Here is a 16,750-nt window from a genome sequence, read left to right on the forward strand (position 1 = left end):
CTTTTTGCGTTTGCTCTTGCTGAATCAGAGCTTGGCTTGCAGCAACGCTTCGAGTTTTTCCTGGTCGCGAGCGAACTGACGAATCCCCTCAGCCAGTTTCTCGGTCGCCATCGCATCTTCGTTGGACAACCAACGGAACTGCGCTTCATTCAGGCTCAAGCGCGCTTCACCCGCATGGCCCGGGGCCAATTTGCGTTCCAGCTTGCCAGTGTCCGCTGCCAGCTTCTCTAGAAGGTCCGGACTGATGGTCAGGCGATCACACCCGGCCAACTGCTCGATCTGATTCAGGTTGCGGAAGCTTGCACCCATGACCACGGTCTTGTAGTCATTGGCCTTGTAGTAGTTGTAGATGCGCGTGACGGACTGCACGCCTGGATCATCCGCGCCGGTGTAGTCGTTGCCGTTGGCTTTCTTGTACCAGTCGTAGATGCGGCCTACGAATGGCGAAATCAGGAACACGCCAGCGTCAGCACACGCTGCAGCCTGAGCAAACGAGAACAGCAGCGTCAGGTTGGTTTGAATGCCTTCTTTTTCCAGCTTCTCGGCGGCGCGAATGCCTTCCCAAGTGGAGGCGATCTTGATCAGCACGCGGTCGCGACCGATGCCGGCCTTGTCGTACAGCTCGATCAAACGGTGCGCACGCTTCAATACGGCGTCTGTGTCGAACGAAAGGCGTGCATCCACTTCGGTGGAAATACGGCCTGGTACAACTTTCAGAATTTCTTGCCCTACCGCCACGCCAAATCGGTCGCTGGCCAGGCCCACATCGCCCTTGCAGTCGTGAACGCAGGCGTTGAGCAGTTCGGCATAACCGGGAATGGCGGCCGCTTTCAGCAGCAGGGAAGGGTTGGTGGTAGCGTCGACGGGTTTTACGCGAGCGATAGCTTCGAAGTCGCCGGTGTCGGCAACGACGGTGGTCATTTGTTTGAGTTGTTCCAGCTTGGAAGTCATGGGCGTGCTCTGTCCTATGGGTCTAATGACATTACCCGAGCGCTGACAGCCACTCAAGGGCGCATGTACGTATCGGTGGCCCCGTGGGCAACAACCGGGAAACGGATGTTTGAAAGGCGGGGCGCGGGTATCGGTTAATACGATGCCAAAACGCGGCGCAGGTTCAAAGCAACTGACCGTTGACGGCTCTCGGGCAACGCCAGCGCCTGAGTTGCCATGCCTGCATTCGGGTGCAATGAGCGTTAAAAATGGTCAAGTTCAGACGTTATAAGAAGTCAAAAAGAGCAGTTCGGATGGCGTGTAATGTGGCGCGCATAGATGCAGGTGTTGGATGAGAAGATGATTTCACAGGAGGAACGGGTGTCCGCCATGGTGGAGGCCTTCGATGATCTTATTCTCGGTTATGCCTTGAAAAAGTTGACCAACGTATTTGAAGAGTTGTTAGCCGCTTCAAAGAAAAATCACCCGGACAATTTGAATGGTCTGGTGGAGATGGGCAGGGTGAAAGCGGCAAAGAAAATCCCCGGCTGGCTGAAACGAGTGAAACACAGCCCGCCCAGGCAAGTCACTGGCGTGTTGATGAAGCAAATGAGCGAATCCAGGAAGTTCAAACATGACCTGCGCCTTGAAGCGCAAGCCGTATTGTTCGAAGTGTTGGTGGAAGCGTCGCTGGCAATGGAGGCTGCGAGTTATGCCAAGTTGATGAAGAAGCCAGATTTAACGTAGAGCGGATTCATTCACTGGGCGATTTCAATAACATTTTGACGGCTGTTTCCGCAGGTTTTGATTGTCCATCAGACGACTTCAATCCGAAACTTCTCTCGCGATCATTACTGCCAGAGTCGCTGTTTTTCCACTCGTAAAGGGAGGTCAGCGGGATATTCAGTTTTTTGACATCCGAGATGAATCTTGTGATGCGTGATGCTTGCCCGGCGGTGCCTCCGATGGAACTGAGCGATGGCACCCCCCATTCGGTAATGACCCCTGGCACATGAAAGTTCTCAAGAATAAACGCTTGAGTAGTGCTGATCTGCGTGCCCGACATGCCATAGGGGTGGTAAGAAACAGCACTGAGGCATTGCGGATAATCCTTCAGGATTTTAGTCAGTGCGACGGTCGCCTTGGAGTCTTTGGTGGGTGCCTTTGCGAACCCGAACCCGATCAGTGGTGTTGAGTGATCGCGCTTTTGCAGTGTGCTGCACACTGAGCTCATGAAAGGCACAAACGTGACTTCAAAATCCTGGGTAGGCCAGTATTTTGGCAAGTCTGGTTCATTCCAGATTTCAATGGCCACAAGCTGCGTGCTGAAGGCGTTTTCAAGGCCGATGACCGAGTTCGCGAAGGCGTCTCCCGCTGCGGCGAGATCACTGCCACTGCTTTGCGTCTTGTGGGTTAACGCTTTGGTTGAGCGAACAGTCATCAATACCGGTAGATCGGCGGATTTGGCGGAAGCGAAGGCTTCATCAATCTGGTGTTGGTACGCCGGGTTGCCCAGGCTGTTCGTCCATACGCCAAAGCGTACGAATCCGAACCCGGAGGCTTTGATCTGGTGGGCGTCGGCGGCTGAGAAATTCTGAATCTTGACCTGGACGCCTATTGTCTTGTTGTCTTGCGCTAGTGTTGAAAAAGCCTCGCTGGCATCAGCGTGGCTGCATGCGCCAAGTAAAAATAGTGTTGAAGTGGCAATCAGTCGCAAACGCGGGGAGGGCATAGCTGGATTTCCTGATGATTCAATGTGAGCCGGGTGAAAATAGCATTAGTCAGTTAATACAGCGATATCATCATTCCTCTATTCCAGGCGCTTCATTGTTAATTTTTGTCGGATAAACAACTTCCAGATCTCAATTGTTATTTATGGTCCGCCTTTCCGGTTGGGCGTTTTTTAGGTGTCGTGGTATTTAATACGAAAGTATTTTCATGTTGGATCCCTCTCTGAATGCGGGACAATCTTTTCGGTTCAATAAGCTCCTCGCTATACGTGGGCCGATTCGACACTACACGGGAAGAGTAGCCTTGTTCAGAAAGATTCTTGTGGTGTGCGTCGGCAATATTTGCCGAAGTCCGACCGCTGAACTGTTGCTTCGTCATGCGCTGCAACCTTCAGGTATTTCAGTGACCTCCGCGGGATTGAACGCGCGGGTGGGTGAGTCTATGGAGCCCGACGCACTTCGGGTTTTGGAAGAGCAAGGGCATGCAGCCCAAGGGTTTAAAGCGCGGCAGATCACGCCAGCCATTGTTAATGAATCAGACCTGATTCTGGTCATGGAAAAAGAGCATGTGCAGGGCGTACTAAAGATTGCATCACACGCCAGGGGCAAAGTGTTTCTTCTGGGGAAGTGGCAAAGCGAGCGCGAAATAAAGGACCCGTATCGTCAAGGAACAGCTGCTTTTGTCCATGCCCACGCATTGATTGAAGATGCCGTTTGCTCATGGGCGCAGCGCCTCGGACGTTGATGGACGAATTTTCAGATTAGTAATAATGGTAAAAGAATAGACCTTATGCAGTTACCGTCAGTAATCAACACCCGGGATCAAGATAAAGACGAAATTGATCTGCTCGGTTTATTAGGCACATTGATTGACCATAAATGGTTGATCGGGGCCATCACCGGGGCGTTCATGGTGACCGGTGCCGCGTATTCGGTTTTATCGCCACCCGTGTATCTGGCGAACGCGCTGGTTCAGGTCGAGCCGAAAAAGAACGACATGCTGGGGTTCTCGGATATCAGCAGCATGCTCGGTGGGCAATCACCGGCGGCAACTGAGATCGGCATCATCAAGTCCCGCGCGGTCATCGGTAAAACGGTCGATGATCTGCGTCTTGATATTGTGATCACCCCCAACACCTTTCCCGTTATCGGCGGCTTTCTCGCACGGCGATATAAAAGTACGCCAACGGAAACGGTTTCGCCGCCGCGCTTTGGCATGAGCAGTTATGCATGGGGCGGCGAGCGCCTTGATATCGAACAGCTGCATCTGCCGAATGAGCTGCTGGGCAAGAAACTGACGCTGGTTGCCGAAGAGCGCAATCGGTTCAAGCTATACGACGACAATGGCGGTTTGTTGGCCGACGGAGTTACAGGCGAGTCCGTCGCGCAGGAGGGTGTCGAGGTGCTCATCGCGAGCATGATCGCGAATCCAGGCACTAAATTTGAAGTGGTGCGCAATCCACGTATCGTCACCATTCAGAATTACCAGGACGCCCTCGAAGTCTCCGAGCAAGGTAAAGAGTCGGGCATTATAAGCCTGGCCCTGGCCAGCACCGATTACGCCATGGCGGTGAAGATTCTCAACAAGATCTCAAGGCTTTACGTGCAGCAGAATGTGCAACGCACTTCTGCCGAGGCGGCCCAGAGTCTGGAGTTTCTGCAGGCGCAACTTCCGCAAGTCAAAGACGATCTGGTGAAAGCCAGCAACGCGCTGAACAGCTATCAAACCCGCGGCAATACGGTAAACATCTCGCTCGAAACCAAGTCTGTCCTGGAACAGATTGTGGTGCTGGATACGCGCATTTCGGACCTGAAACTCCAGCAAGCGGACATGGATCGAAAGTTCACCCGAGAGCACCCGGCCTACCGTGCCTTGATGGCTCAGATGGGCGATTTGAACAAGCAGCGACAAGGGTTGGAAAAGAAGGTCCAAGGGCTGCCAGCGACACAGCAGGAACTGTTAAACCTGACCCGTGACGTGGAAGTAGCAACACAGATCTATACCCAACTTCTGAATAAATCCCAAGAGCTGGACATCGTCAGGGCCGGGGCGGTCGGCAATGCGCGGCTGATTGATACGGCGGACGTCGACATCACCACCCCGGTCAAACCCCGCAAAGCCCTGATCGTCCTGATTGCAACTTTCCTGGGGGGCTTTGTCGGTGTTGCCCTGGTGTTAGTGCGTAAATCGCTGAGCAGAGGACTCGAAGGGCCGGAAGCCATCGAGCAACTTGGGCTGCCCGTTTATGCCTCCATTCCTTACAGCACCCTGCAACAGGAAGAGGACACTAAAAAAGTCCGGCTCGACGACGGCGACAACAGCCAGTCGTTTCTATTGGCCCTGCGTAACCCCACCGACCTGTCGATCGAATCGATACGCAGCCTGCGAACTTGCCTGCACTTTGCCGGGCTGGATGCGACCAACAACCGGATCATGATTTCCGGTCCGAGCCCTCAGGTTGGCAAGACGTTTGTCTCTTCTAACCTGGCCGCGGTCATTGCGCAAAGCGGGCAGAGGGTCGTCCTGATCGATGCTGATATGCGCAAAGGTCATCTGCACAAAACGTTAGCGACTCCAATCAGCAATGGCTTGTCCGATCTGTTGACCAAGCGCTGCAGCATTGAGCAAGCGATCAATAAGCTAGAAATCGAAAACCTGCATTTCATCAGCCGTGGACAGGTGCCGCCCAACCCGTCAGAGCTGTTGATGCATGCCAACTTCAGAGCGCTACTCGCAGAACTAAGCGAACTCTACGACGTGGTGATCATCGACACGCCACCTCTTCTGGCCGTGACCGATGCGGCAATCGTTGGTCGAGAAGCCGCCATTAATCTGATCGTGACGCGCTTCGGTGTAAATCCAGCCAAAGAGATCGAATTGACGATTCGTCGATTTGCTCAAAACGGTATCGAATTGAAAGGTGCGATTTTTAACGGTGTCGAGAAGCGGGCGTCCAGTTATTACGGTAATGGCAGCTACGGCTATTACAACTATGAATACGCCTCTGACAAGTCGTGATGCGAGTGCTATCTGCCAGGTAATCAGGTTGAGAGTGGATTAACGATCGTTAACCACTTTCCGGGTTTCTTTGCCCTGCGAATACGTTCATGGAATTGGGTGGATTGTGAAAAAAATATTACACGTAGCAGAAACGATCAAAGGTGGCGTTGCGACGGTCATTCGGACGATATCGACCCCCCCTGAGGACGACGTCCAGCAGTATGAACTGGTCTATTTGATCCCGTTCGACCAGAAGAAAGAACTGCATGGCATTGATGAAAAAGACATCAGGACGTTCTCTCGGAACAAGAGAGATGTTGTCTCCCTGCTGCGGTTTGCCTGGCAACTCATCCGAGTGATCTTCAAGGAAAAACCTGATGTCGTGCACTTGCACAGCACGTTTTCCGGCGTCATAGGTCGATGCGTCTGCCTGGTCATGCGCCCTTGGCGGTCACCGAAAATCATCTATTGCCCGCACGCGTTTTCGTTCTTGATGGAAAGCTCTCCGGCCAAACAGAAAGTGTATTCGCTGATTGAGCGGCTTTTGCAGAAAGTGACGGATGTCATTATCTGTGTCAGCCAATATGAACTGGATAAAGCGGCCTCGTTTGGTATCGACCGTCACCGCATGAAACTGATCTACAACGGCATTCATTATAAAAACGATGAGAGCCTGTCCGATCAGCGTACGGATATTCAGCTCTTGTTTGTGGGGCGACTGGACTACCAGAAGGGCTTTGATGTTTTGCTCAAGGCGTTCACGGACGTCGAGCGCACCGACTTGAAACTGACGGTTGTTGGCAGTGCCGTGAATGAGGAGTCGGTGGAGTGCCCCGTCATTGACGCCGTGGAATACCTGCCTTGGGTGACCCCGGCCGAAGTAAATGCCCTCTATAAAACGGCCGATGCCCTGATTGTCCCCAGTCGCTGGGAAGGTTTTGCCATGGTCCCTCTCGAAGGAATGGCCATGGGCGTACCCGTTATTGCCAGTGACTGTACATCCCTGCCTGAACTGGTGACGCACAACGTCACGGGCTACATATTTTCAACGGGCGATCACCAGGCGCTGACCAACATTTTAGTGAATATCAAGAAACAGAAGTTGCTGGAACTCGGCACCGAAAGCCGCAAGCGGGTGCGCGAACGGTTCAGCGCATCGCTGATGATCCAGCAAACCTACGACGTGTATTCCGCTCAAACTTATTAAGTAGATATCAAGCTATGAACGTAACTATTTTGCATGGCTACAGTGCATCCAATTCAGGTGACGGCCTTCTCGTGGATTTGGCTATCGCCCTGGTGCTGCGAAACTTTGGTGCTGACACGTTAATCAACGTCGTTGCGTCCGACCCCAAATCATTCAGTTATCTTCCGTATAAGCGGTATGACGCGCCGGTCATGGCGGCTAAAGGGCTGGGGCGCGTAAAGGAAGCGGTGTTCCTTAAACAGTCTTACGCGCCGCTCGCTGACCTCTTGAGCACTACCGATCTGATTGTCGGGGTGGGCGGCGGGTACATGCGGTCAAAAAGCGCCTTTGAACACATCAAGCTGAAACTGGGTCATGCCAAACAACTTGAAACGGCGATCTTGAGCAAGGTGCCGTCGGTTTACCTGCCGCAAAGTATTGGTCCGTTCCACGGTGAGAGCAGTGCCATCGTAAAACACTACGCCAGCGCCGATGCGGTGTTTGTCCGTGACAACAGGTCGTCGGCCATTTTCGAAGCCAATGAAAATGTCTATCGAGCGCCAGACCTGGCGGTCCAGGCGTTGGCGAAAAAGATGTTGATGCAACCCAAGTTCACTCGATGTGCGTCATCGCCTGCCGTGGTTTGCGTGGTTTTACGCAAACCGCCGGAATGGAGCAAAGAGAAGAAAGTTGCCTATGTTGCCAACCTGAAGCTTCTGTTGAAGCGACTAAGGGCGAAGAGCAAAGTGGTCTGCGCTGTCCAGAGCGCCGTCCGTGGCAACGATGACGGGGCGTTCTACCGGGAACTCGGTATTACCGAGGACCTCCTGCCCCTGAAGGCGACACTGGCCAAGTATCAGCCTGATCTGGTCATTTCCGTGAGGCTGCACGGAGCCATTGAATCGCTCCTCGCCGGCGTGCCTGCGTTCCATATCAGCTATGAACGAAAAGGCTTTGGCGCCTATCAGGATATGGGCGTGGAAGACTGGGTGATCAACGGTGGAGATATCAATGTCGACACCATTATCGACACTGTTTACGCGCCAAACGCCTTGTCCCGATTCGGTAAGAAGCTGACGGATACCTGCAAAGAAATCGAAGCCAAAACGGAGCTGATGGACACTATCATCAAAGGGATTGTTCGATGATATTTCGGTTGTTGCTACGGGGAGGGGCATTAGGCGCGAAGTTTTTGCTGGTGTTGGCCATCACTCATTACCTGGGTTATGACGCATTGGGTTTCTACGGTGTGGTGGTCGCTGCCTCTTTGATCGCCTCCAAGTTTTACAGCGTCGGCTTCAGCTCTGAAATCAATCGGCTGATCAGCGTGGGAGGCAGTACAAGGCTCGTCGTTGATAAGGTGCTGATTCTGTACCTGGCCGTTGGTTTGTTGTTATCGGTGGTCACGGTCGCACTCTATTCACTGTTCAGCGATGTTGAGGCGAGTGCCGCGTTGATCGCGTGCGTCACGCTGTTGCTGCTCACCGAGCATCTTTCCTTCGAAATAAACTCGTTTGTCTTTTCCGCACAAAAAGCCAACTGGGGTGCGTTGTTGTTTTTCATCAAGACCGGCCTCTGGGCGCTCGTTGCCGTGGGCGGACTCATGGCGGGCGTAGTGTCTACCATCGCCAGTGTGCTTTGGTTATGGGTGGCGACCAACCTTATGGTGATCGTGGCCGGTTACTTGATTGTGGTTAACGTTCACAAGGGGCGGGACATCAGTGCCGTCACCACGGTTTCGGTCTGGCGGGCAGGGCTGCCCTTTTATCTGGGCGGTGGGCTGATCGCATTAAGTCAGTACGCTGAGCGTTTTCTGATTCTGGACTTGGAACCGTATGCCAGCCTCGGCAAGTACGTGTATTCCTGGTCCGCCGCCAATACGTTGCAAGCGCTGTCCTACGCCGTTGTCGCAGTCGTGGGCATTCCCGTGCTCGCCAAGCGTTATAAAGACAACCAGCAGGCGCTGACGGTCCGGCAGTTATTCGTCAATCAATGGGTGCTGCGTTCACTCATTGTTTCCTGCGCGGTGGCTGTGCTGATTTATGCCTTCTTTAACATCTTGCTCGATTACGTGGCCGCGGCAGTTCCGCGTCCGGATAACCGGATTTTAGCGATTCTGATTTTCTCGTTTGCCCTGCGCGCCGTCGGCGACATCGTATGGGGCGGTCTTATTGCCTCCAGGAACAGTCGGGTTTCATTAGCGAGTGCGGCGATCTGCCTGGTGATTTCGTTGCCTGTCAGTTATGTGCTCATCAAGCACTATTCAATTTATGGCGCGGCGTGGGGCAATGTCTTTTCAATTACGGTGCAACTGGCCGTTATTGCGTTGCTGACCAGGTTTGCCCGGGCGAAGGGGAGCTTGTAATGGCTATCTCTCTACCGTCCATAGAGTTTCGCGGAAGAAAACTCGATTCGCCCATTTCATTCCTGATTCTGCTCTGTGGTCTTTTTCTGTCTATTGCGATGCCGCTATTGATGCACCGCGATCCGGGTCCTGATGCAATGACCTTGTGGACGTCATACGTACGTTCAGACAACTGCAATTTCTGGAATCCGTTTTCACCAGACCGATCCTCTTACGAATGTTCCGCCTACCTGTTGCGTCCCACCGGTATCAACCTGACCAATGCGTGGGCATACGGGATGCTGTGCAATCTGTTTCTGACCTCTATCCCGATCTTCATCTTCAAACGAATACCGATAACGATCTTCCTGACCTTGTGCCTGTGGGGCGTTGTCAGGTCATTTTTCCTGGACAACCTGACCAAGGAAATCATTGTCTCGGTGGCGGTGATCGCCATTTTGTTTTTTTCCTTTTCGAAACGATACCGAGCGGGCTTTTTCCTTTCTGCGCTGTTTTACGGCGTGTTGATTCGCCCTTACTGGATATTGTTTTCACTGGTCTGGGTCGGTGTGTGCTTCATGAAAAAGCATGTATCGCGTTTCAGCTTTTTCGTGATGTTGTTCATGTTCTATCTGGTGATCGCGACGGCGATTCAATTGCTGGTCGGCTATTCCGTCTCGTCCATTCGCGCCAGTAACAATGAACAGCGGACCCTCGGTGAAGAGGGGTCAAAGTCGTTGATCGTGTCGTGGCTCAGTGGCGGTGATTTCGTGTCGCAGGCCGTGGACTCGATGAGCATCTTTTTCAGGCTGTCGTTCCCGGTAGAGTTGATTCTGCTCTCCGGCCTGGGGCAGATCATATTCGTCGTCCTGATGATGATGACCTCGTTGCTGATGTTCAAAATGATGACGTCGAGTCATTACAAGGGCGCAACCATCGCGCCGAAAGTCAAAGAGCTGATTGCGATCCCACTGTCCTTTCTATTGGTGCAGGGTTTGTTCGAGCCTGACTTCGGCTCGTTCGCCCGACATTTCTCCATGGTGGTGCCGGTGCTGTTTCTGGGGCTGGGGTTGCAGTTGCGCTCAAGAACACCTGAGTCGGTTGAATCAAGCGTGTTGCGCTGAGGTTTGCGGTCTATGCAAAGCAAGAAAAAATCGTTGGAAATCGAAACGCTCAGGGGCCTGGCGTGCCTGTTGCTGGTGCTCTATCACGTGATAGGTCCGCTGGGTGGCGGACTGAAAATAGACCTGGGCTCGCCATTTCGGATTCTCGCGGATTCGATGGTGTACGTCAGGATGCCGCTGTTCACCTTTATCTCGGGCTATATCTATTCGATTTACAAAATCCGGGGCAATGACTTCTCCGCTTACTGCGTTGGCAAGGTGAGACGGTTGATCGTGCCTTTGTTTTTTGTCGGTATCCCTTTCTCGGTGCTGCAGGTGGTCGGGCCAGGTGTGAACAAGGACCTCTGTTTAACAGAAGCCTTGTTGTCGTTCTACGTGCCGGTTAACCATTTCTGGTTTTTGCAGGCGGTTTTTATCATCTTTATGTTTGTCGGGTTTCTGCAGTGGCGCGGTCTGTTGCAGACGGCGACGCGGCTGTACCTGCTGTTCTTGTTCTCGGCGGTGGTGTTCTTGCTGCCGTTGTTTCCGGTCGATGCGTTTGGCATCAATGGCGCTGTCTATTTGCTGCCGTTCTTCGTGACGGGGATGATTTGCCACGAAAAGGTCAGCGTTTTAAAGCAGTCACTCAAAGTGATCGGGCCGGTCGTGTTCGTCTTGATATCGGTTGCGCTGCTTTATATCGCCGCGGTGGATCGCGAACTCATTGTCGATCGCCGAAGTCTTGTCGGTTTGCTCGTTGGCTGTACGTCCTGTGTCGCGCTACTGTCGAGTGACATGCGTTCCAAAGCACTGATCTGGCTCGGCGGATATTCTTACGCCATCTTCCTCTTTCACGTGCTGTTTGCCGCCAGCTCACGGTTCGCCTTGGGGCGTTTGGGCGTTATGGACGAAAGCGTTCTGGTCGTCGGCGGTGTGTTGTGCGGGTTGTTGGGGCCGGTGGTGCTGTCGACTATTTTCAGCCGTTTTGCCATGACTTCAGTTCTGTTTTTGGGCGAACGTTCAAGCAGCAAAAAGATTCCAGTGTCAGGGCTCAAGGTGTCTCAATCCTGAGCGCCGATTCTGCCGACCTGCTGATAGATAGATAGATAGATAGATAGATAGATGGATGAGCCAATGGACTATGTCGAAGATGTACGACCCGTTTCGGCTCCGGTGATCGAAGTGAGCCGTCCACGCGAACGGCTTGCCGCAATGGCCAAGGGTAAAGCGGGGGAGGTACTGGCCATCTCGGTGATCGGCGACAGCTACAGCGCCGGGCAGGACTTTTACTTGAATGGCCTCACTCAGCACCTGGCGAAAGATTTCGGTTTCGCCGGGCCTGGTTATGTCGGGTTCAATCACGGCGCCGCACTCGGTGGCTCGAATTTCAAATACACCCGCAGCAGCAAGAAGCACTTCGGTGGGGATTGGGACGTTTCCAGTCTTGGCCAGGCAAGTCCGGACAGCCGCACCGTTTCCGGGCAACCGGGTGCTTATCTAGAAGTGGATTCCAACGAAACGGCGGTCATCAATACCTCCATCGCCCAAGCCAAATTGCTGTATCTGGGCGATGGCAAAACCAGTGAGATGCGCTACCGGTGGTCACCTTCGGACGACTGGCATCCTTTGACGATGACGGGGTCAGGGGTTCAGGAAGTGCAACTAAGCGTTCCCGCCAAGGCTGAATGGGCGCTAAGGCTCGAAGTGGTGAAAGGTGCGCCGACGTTGTTTGGTCTGTGGCTGGCTAATAATCGTGGCGGCGTCAGGGTCTCCAAACTCGCCGCTTCCGGTGCCGCCTCAGGTGACTTTTATAAAAGCGATCGCCAATGGCAGACCCAATGGAAGGCCGTCGTTTCGAAGATACCGGCGGACGTTTACCTGATCATGTTAGGCGGTAATGACCAGGGATTTGGCGTAAAGCCCAAGGACTACCTGGAGAACATGAAAGGGTTGGTACGGATGATTCGTGAAGTTCATCCGGCGGCGAGCATCAACGTGATCCTGCGTCAGGACACGACACGCTCCAGTGCCTATCCGATGACGGAGTACGCCCAGGTGCTTGAACCCTGGGCGCGTTCGCAAAACATCGCGTATTCGAGTTTGCAGTGCACGTTCGGTCCCGACTTTAAACGCTATGCCAATGACGGGCCGACCCCCATGATTGGCCCGGACAAAATACACCCGATCCCGGGGGCGGGCGGCCGGCTTATCTCCGATTACGTGTATCGCTTGATTGTCGGTGGAGTCAGTGAGTGCGATTCTGCGTTGAAGTAATCACTCACCGTTCAAAGTGTTCCAGATGGCTCAGCAGCTCTGCGGTCTTCACTGGCATCAAGTCAGGATCACGTCGGGTTTCAACATTGATAACGATTGCCGGGTCGCTGTAACGGACGCGAACCCGGAATCGCCAATCGTTGAGAATCACTTTGAGTCCGTCGCGATCATCCATATCCAGAGCCTGGTGCGCGTACAGACTTTTCAGGTGGTCCAAGAGCGCAAAGGGATTGCTGACCGGGCGATGGATATCGCCCGAAGAGGGGAACACCCCGATGCGCTCAACCAGTAAGGGTGTACCAAACCAGGCAGCCGAGGTGGAAGATAACGACGGGTTTTTTGACAGCCAGGCCATCACCCCGAAATTGCTCGCTTTGTGTTCGATGTCTGCCGAGCGTTTTGCAGTGGTCATAGTGGCCTGCCTGGGTGAATGGGTCGGGTTAAAGACCGTTGAGATACAGCTGCTCGTAGCAAAAGTTGGTGGCGTCGATATAGCCTTCTGCACCACCGCAATCAAAGCGCATTCCTTCGAACTTGTAGGCCAGTACGCAGCCATTTTGCGCCTGCTTCATCAGCGCGTCGGTGATCTGGATTTCACCGCCCTTGCCTGGTTGGGTGTCGGCGATCAGATCAAAAATATCCGGGGTCAGAATGTAACGGCCAATGATTGCCAGGTTGGACGGTGCGTCTTCGGGCGCCGGCTTCTCGACCATGCTGTTGACCCGGTAGATGCCTTCGGAAATCAGCTCGCCGGCGATCACGCCGTATTTGTGCGTCTGATCCCGTGGGACTTCTTGAATGGCCACGATCGAGCAGCGGAATTTTTTGTAGAGCTTGATCATCTGCGCCAGTACGCCGTCACCTTGCAGGTTGAGGCACAAGTCATCCGCCAGCACCACGGCAAAAGGTTCGTCGCCGATCAAGGGGCGACCGCTGAGAATCGCATGCCCCAGGCCCTTCATTTCGACCTGGCGGGTGTAGGCGAACGTGCAGGTTTCAATCAGCTCCCGCGTGCCGGCCAGAAACTTTTCCTTCTCGGTGCCGCGAATCTGGTGTTCCAGTTCATAGCTGATATCGAAATGGTCTTCCAGCGCACGTTTGCCCCGGCCGGTCACAATCGCCATGTGTTGCAGACCGGCGTCCCGTGCTTCTTCAACGGCGTACTGGATTAAAGGCTTGTTGACGATCGGCAGCATTTCCTTCGGCATTGCTTTAGTAGCAGGCAAGAAACGCGTGCCATAACCGGCGGCGGGGAACAAGCATTTACGAATCATAGATATATCCTGGAAAGTCATTGTCCACAGCCATGCAGAGAGCAGTGTCGGGAATGGCCGTGAGTTTTGATGTATTGCTGAAGTTGTACTTTAATACCTGAATGGGGGTTTATTGGCAATTATTAGCGGGTGCAGAGCAGGGTAAATGTTATTAGTTGTCGGGCTTGAGGTTGTTTAGTTAGTTTTAGTCGGTGTCTATCAATAGTGTCGGTTGTTTTGAAGTGCTAATAAGTGTTCAGCGTCACTTCGTTACGTGCGCATCAAACATTGCATGTAATCGAGCACTTCAATACCCCACTATGGACCGCTCTATGAAGATTCTGGTAACGGGTGGAACCGGTTATATCGGTTCTCACACCACACTTGCGCTGCTTGAGGCGGGCTTCGACGTGGTTGTGCTGGACAACCTTTGCAACAGCTCTGACGCGTCGCTGCACGCCATTGAAGCCATCTGCGGCAAAACCCCGTTGATGATTCGCGGGGATGTGTGCGACCGGGCATTGCTGGACCGGATTTTTCAGGAGCACTGCATCGATGCTGTCCTGCATTTTGCCGGGCTCAAAGCCGTAGGCGAGAGCGTGCGCAAGCCGCTTGAGTATTACGAAGCCAACGTCTGCGGCAGCATTACGCTGTGCCAGGCGATGTCCGCGGCCGGTGTATTCCGCTTGGTGTTCAGTTCATCGGCGACGGTGTACGGCGCGCCGGAGCAGATGCCAATTCGCGAAGATTTTCCTACAGGCACGCCGACCAATCCTTACGGGCAATCCAAGCTGTTCATCGAAAACGTACTGCAGGATCTGTGTGCGGCAGAGCCGCGCTGGAGCATTGCGCTGCTGCGCTATTTCAACCCGATCGGCGCACACGCCAGCGGCCATATGGGCGAAGACCCCAACGGGATTCCCAATAATCTGGTGCCTTACATCAGCCAGGTTGCCGTCGGCAGCCTGCAGGAACTGTCGATATTCGGTGACGATTACCCCACCGTCGATGGCACCGGCGTGCGCGACTACATCCACGTGGTGGATCTGGCGGACGGGCACCTCAAGGCATTGCAGTCGATCTCGTCGCGCACCGGCATCAATATCTGGAACCTGGGCACGGGCGACGGTTACAGCGTTCTCGAGGTCCTGCGGGCATTCGAACAGGCTTCCGGGCGGCCAGTGCCTTATCGCGTGATGCCGCGACGTTCCGGGGACGTTGCCACGTGCTGGGCCGACCCCTCCAAAGCGGCAAAGGAGCTTGGCTGGAAGGCCACGCGGAGTTTGCAGGAGATGATGGCGGACACCTGGCGTTGGCAATCGAACCATCCCAGGGGCTACATCGACTAATGCTTGAGGGGCCCTTCAACCCATGGTTTTTCTGCTGAACTGTTATATCAGGGCGCGATGTTAATTATGGTCGGGAAAATTGACTGGAAACACATCCGGCAAGTCCGTAGATATAAAGAACACGCAGGAAGGAGTTTGATATGAAAAAGATGATAGTCATTGCCGTGCTGTCCCTGATGAGCAGTGGGGCCTTCGCGGTCGAAGCACCCCTCACACTGGATACAAAAGTGCTGGGTGATGTAACGGCGGCACAAGCTGCACTGGCCAGCACTGCGCTGGTTTCAGGTGCCGTGGCGGCCTCCAGCAGTGGTGGAAGTTCCAATGGCGGAACCACCGGAAGTACCGGGACAACTGGCACTACCGGGACCACCGGCACAAACTGAAAAAATACCGCAGGTGTCACACAAGATTGCCCGGCTAACACTGGGCGATCTTGTTTTGGGTTTGCCCTTGAATAGCGTAGTGCCATTATGATTCGTAGTGTTCCTTTTTTAATGCTGGCAAGTATTGCTTTGCAAGGTTGTATGTTTTCGCCGGGGCAACATATGAGCACCAGCGATATCACTCGCGAAGGCGCCAGTGAAAACAGTCGGGTCGAGCTTATTCCGATTACCCCCAAGCTCATCGCCATGGACAGGGCCACTCAGACACATGAGTCATTGCCTCCGGAATTGCTGACCACGCCCGACGAATACCGCATTGGCAACAACGATGTCTTGTACATCACGGTATGGGATCACCCCGAGCTGACCGCACCTTCTGGCGCGCAACAGCAGATCGATGCGAACGGCCGTCTTGTGCGTTCCGATGGCACGCTTTATTACCCCTACATCAAAGAAGTCCAGGCAGCCGGAAAGACCATCCAGCAACTGCGATCCGACATCGCCGAGAAGTTATCGACCTTCATCTCGGACCCACAAGTGGACGTCGCCGTATTGCGCTTTGCCAGTCAGAAAGTGGTGGTGTCGGGCGCCGTATTGAGAGCTGGCCCGCAAGCGATTTCCACCAACCCGCTCAATGTGGTCGAAGCCTTGGGTTCGGCCGGTGTCGATCCGCTGAATGCGGATTTGTCCGGGTTGCTGTTGACGCGAAATGGACGGAGCTATCCGCTGAATCTCGATGGGCTCAATCAGCAGAATGCCGAGTTGCAAAACGTTTACCTCAGAGGCGGCGATCAGTTGTACTTGCCGTACAACGACAGCAAAAAGATTTACGTGATGGGCGAGGTCAATCAGCCGCGTGCGTTGACGTTCAAGACCCGCACCATGAATCTTTCTGACGTCATTGGCTCGGTAGGCGGATTGAACCAGACCACCTCCAACGGCAACGCCGTGTACGTCATTCGTGGGGTGGAAAACCTCGATGTCGAACCCGCCAAGATCTATCAGCTGCAAGCCGAGTCGCCGTCCGCCATGGCGCTCGCCACTCACTTCGATGTTCGTCCCCAGGACATTGTTTACGTAGGCCCTGCCAACGTCACCCGCTGGAACCGCTTCATCAGTCAATTGGTGCCATCGGCCTCGATTCTCGGCATGGGCGCGGCGGCACAAAACAATTTAAGTGAAGCCAACAGCAGATAA

General features: G+C 53.9%; 16 protein-coding genes. 12 read left to right on the top strand and 4 right to left on the bottom strand.

Annotated features, from left to right (window positions below; translation table 11 throughout):
• Positions 1–24 precede the first annotated feature (24 nt).
• Positions 25–951, bottom strand: coding sequence for a transaldolase (gene tal, locus ACA060_RS09725; protein ID WP_109629027.1), 927 nt, complete (start codon positions 949–951; stop codon positions 25–27).
• Positions 952–1,269: 318 nt separating this feature from the next.
• On the opposite strand from tal, the gene ACA060_RS09730 reads away from it, so the two are divergent.
• Positions 1,270–1,677 (top strand): hypothetical protein, encoded by a 408-nt coding sequence (locus ACA060_RS09730; protein WP_497316864.1) that lies wholly within the window; start codon positions 1,270–1,272, stop codon positions 1,675–1,677.
• Between the two features lie 7 nt (positions 1,678–1,684).
• Here the strand turns inward: ACA060_RS09730 and ACA060_RS09735 are convergent, their stop codons facing one another.
• The gene (locus ACA060_RS09735) at positions 1,685–2,662 is read right to left on the bottom strand and encodes a glycosyl hydrolase family 5 (RefSeq protein ID WP_497316866.1); all 978 of its coding nucleotides are present in this window, start codon (positions 2,660–2,662) and stop codon (positions 1,685–1,687) included.
• A gap of 302 nt (positions 2,663–2,964) precedes the next feature.
• Between ACA060_RS09735 and ACA060_RS09740 the strand changes: the two genes are divergently transcribed.
• The 8 genes from ACA060_RS09740 to ACA060_RS09775 all read left to right on the top strand — a co-directional run bounded on the left by ACA060_RS09740 (position 2,965) and on the right by ACA060_RS09775 (position 12,568).
• On the top strand, positions 2,965–3,405 hold the full coding sequence (locus tag ACA060_RS09740; RefSeq protein WP_109629030.1) for a low molecular weight protein-tyrosine-phosphatase: 441 nt from the start codon (positions 2,965–2,967) through the stop codon (positions 3,403–3,405).
• A gap of 45 nt (positions 3,406–3,450) precedes the next feature.
• Positions 3,451–5,679, top strand: a complete 2,229-nt coding sequence (locus ACA060_RS09745) for a polysaccharide biosynthesis tyrosine autokinase (RefSeq protein WP_497316868.1) — start codon at positions 3,451–3,453, stop codon at positions 5,677–5,679.
• Between the two features lie 106 nt (positions 5,680–5,785).
• On the top strand, positions 5,786–6,868 hold the full coding sequence (locus ACA060_RS09750; RefSeq protein ID WP_109629034.1) for a glycosyltransferase: 1,083 nt from the start codon (positions 5,786–5,788) through the stop codon (positions 6,866–6,868).
• Between the two features lie 14 nt (positions 6,869–6,882).
• Positions 6,883–7,995, top strand: a complete 1,113-nt coding sequence (locus ACA060_RS09755; RefSeq protein WP_109629036.1) for a polysaccharide pyruvyl transferase family protein — start codon at positions 6,883–6,885, stop codon at positions 7,993–7,995.
• Positions 7,992–9,212 carry an MATE family efflux transporter gene (locus ACA060_RS09760; protein WP_497316870.1) on the top strand — a complete coding sequence of 407 codons (1,221 nt, stop codon included), beginning with the start codon at positions 7,992–7,994 and terminating at the stop codon, positions 9,210–9,212. Before ACA060_RS09755 ends, ACA060_RS09760 begins: the two co-directional genes overlap by 4 nt.
• Positions 9,212–10,315, top strand: coding sequence for a hypothetical protein (locus ACA060_RS09765; protein ID WP_109629039.1), 1,104 nt, complete (start codon positions 9,212–9,214; stop codon positions 10,313–10,315). The genes ACA060_RS09760 and ACA060_RS09765 overlap by 1 nt, the downstream gene beginning before the upstream one ends.
• Before the next feature lie 12 nt (positions 10,316–10,327).
• Positions 10,328–11,365, top strand: a complete 1,038-nt coding sequence (locus ACA060_RS09770) for an acyltransferase family protein (protein WP_497316872.1) — start codon at positions 10,328–10,330, stop codon at positions 11,363–11,365.
• 51 nt (positions 11,366–11,416) lie between these two features.
• Positions 11,417–12,568, top strand: coding sequence for an SGNH/GDSL hydrolase family protein (locus ACA060_RS09775; protein WP_497316874.1), 1,152 nt, complete (start codon positions 11,417–11,419; stop codon positions 12,566–12,568).
• A gap of 4 nt (positions 12,569–12,572) precedes the next feature.
• Here ACA060_RS09775 and ACA060_RS09780 read toward each other — a convergent pair whose 3' ends face one another.
• Positions 12,573–12,980, bottom strand: coding sequence for a mannose-1-phosphate guanylyltransferase (locus tag ACA060_RS09780; protein WP_109629045.1), 408 nt, complete (start codon positions 12,978–12,980; stop codon positions 12,573–12,575).
• A 28-nt stretch (positions 12,981–13,008) separates the two neighbouring features.
• Positions 13,009–13,842 (bottom strand): UTP--glucose-1-phosphate uridylyltransferase GalU, encoded by an 834-nt coding sequence (gene galU / locus ACA060_RS09785; RefSeq protein ID WP_109629047.1) that lies wholly within the window; start codon positions 13,840–13,842, stop codon positions 13,009–13,011.
• Between the two features lie 311 nt (positions 13,843–14,153).
• Here galU and galE point away from each other — a divergent pair, with 311 nt between their 5' ends.
• The 3 genes from galE (at position 14,154) to ACA060_RS09800 (ending at position 16,750) form a co-directional block, all read left to right on the top strand.
• Complete coding sequence (gene galE, locus ACA060_RS09790) at positions 14,154–15,170, top strand: UDP-glucose 4-epimerase GalE (RefSeq protein ID WP_497316876.1); 1,017 nt, start codon at positions 14,154–14,156, stop codon at positions 15,168–15,170.
• Positions 15,171–15,310: 140 nt separating this feature from the next.
• On the top strand, positions 15,311–15,553 hold the full coding sequence (locus tag ACA060_RS09795) for a hypothetical protein (RefSeq protein WP_497316878.1): 243 nt from the start codon (positions 15,311–15,313) through the stop codon (positions 15,551–15,553).
• A gap of 87 nt (positions 15,554–15,640) precedes the next feature.
• The gene (locus ACA060_RS09800) at positions 15,641–16,750 is read left to right on the top strand and encodes a polysaccharide biosynthesis/export family protein (protein WP_497316880.1); all 1,110 of its coding nucleotides are present in this window, start codon (positions 15,641–15,643) and stop codon (positions 16,748–16,750) included.

The organism is Pseudomonas sp. LBUM1671 (genome assembly GCF_059695685.1).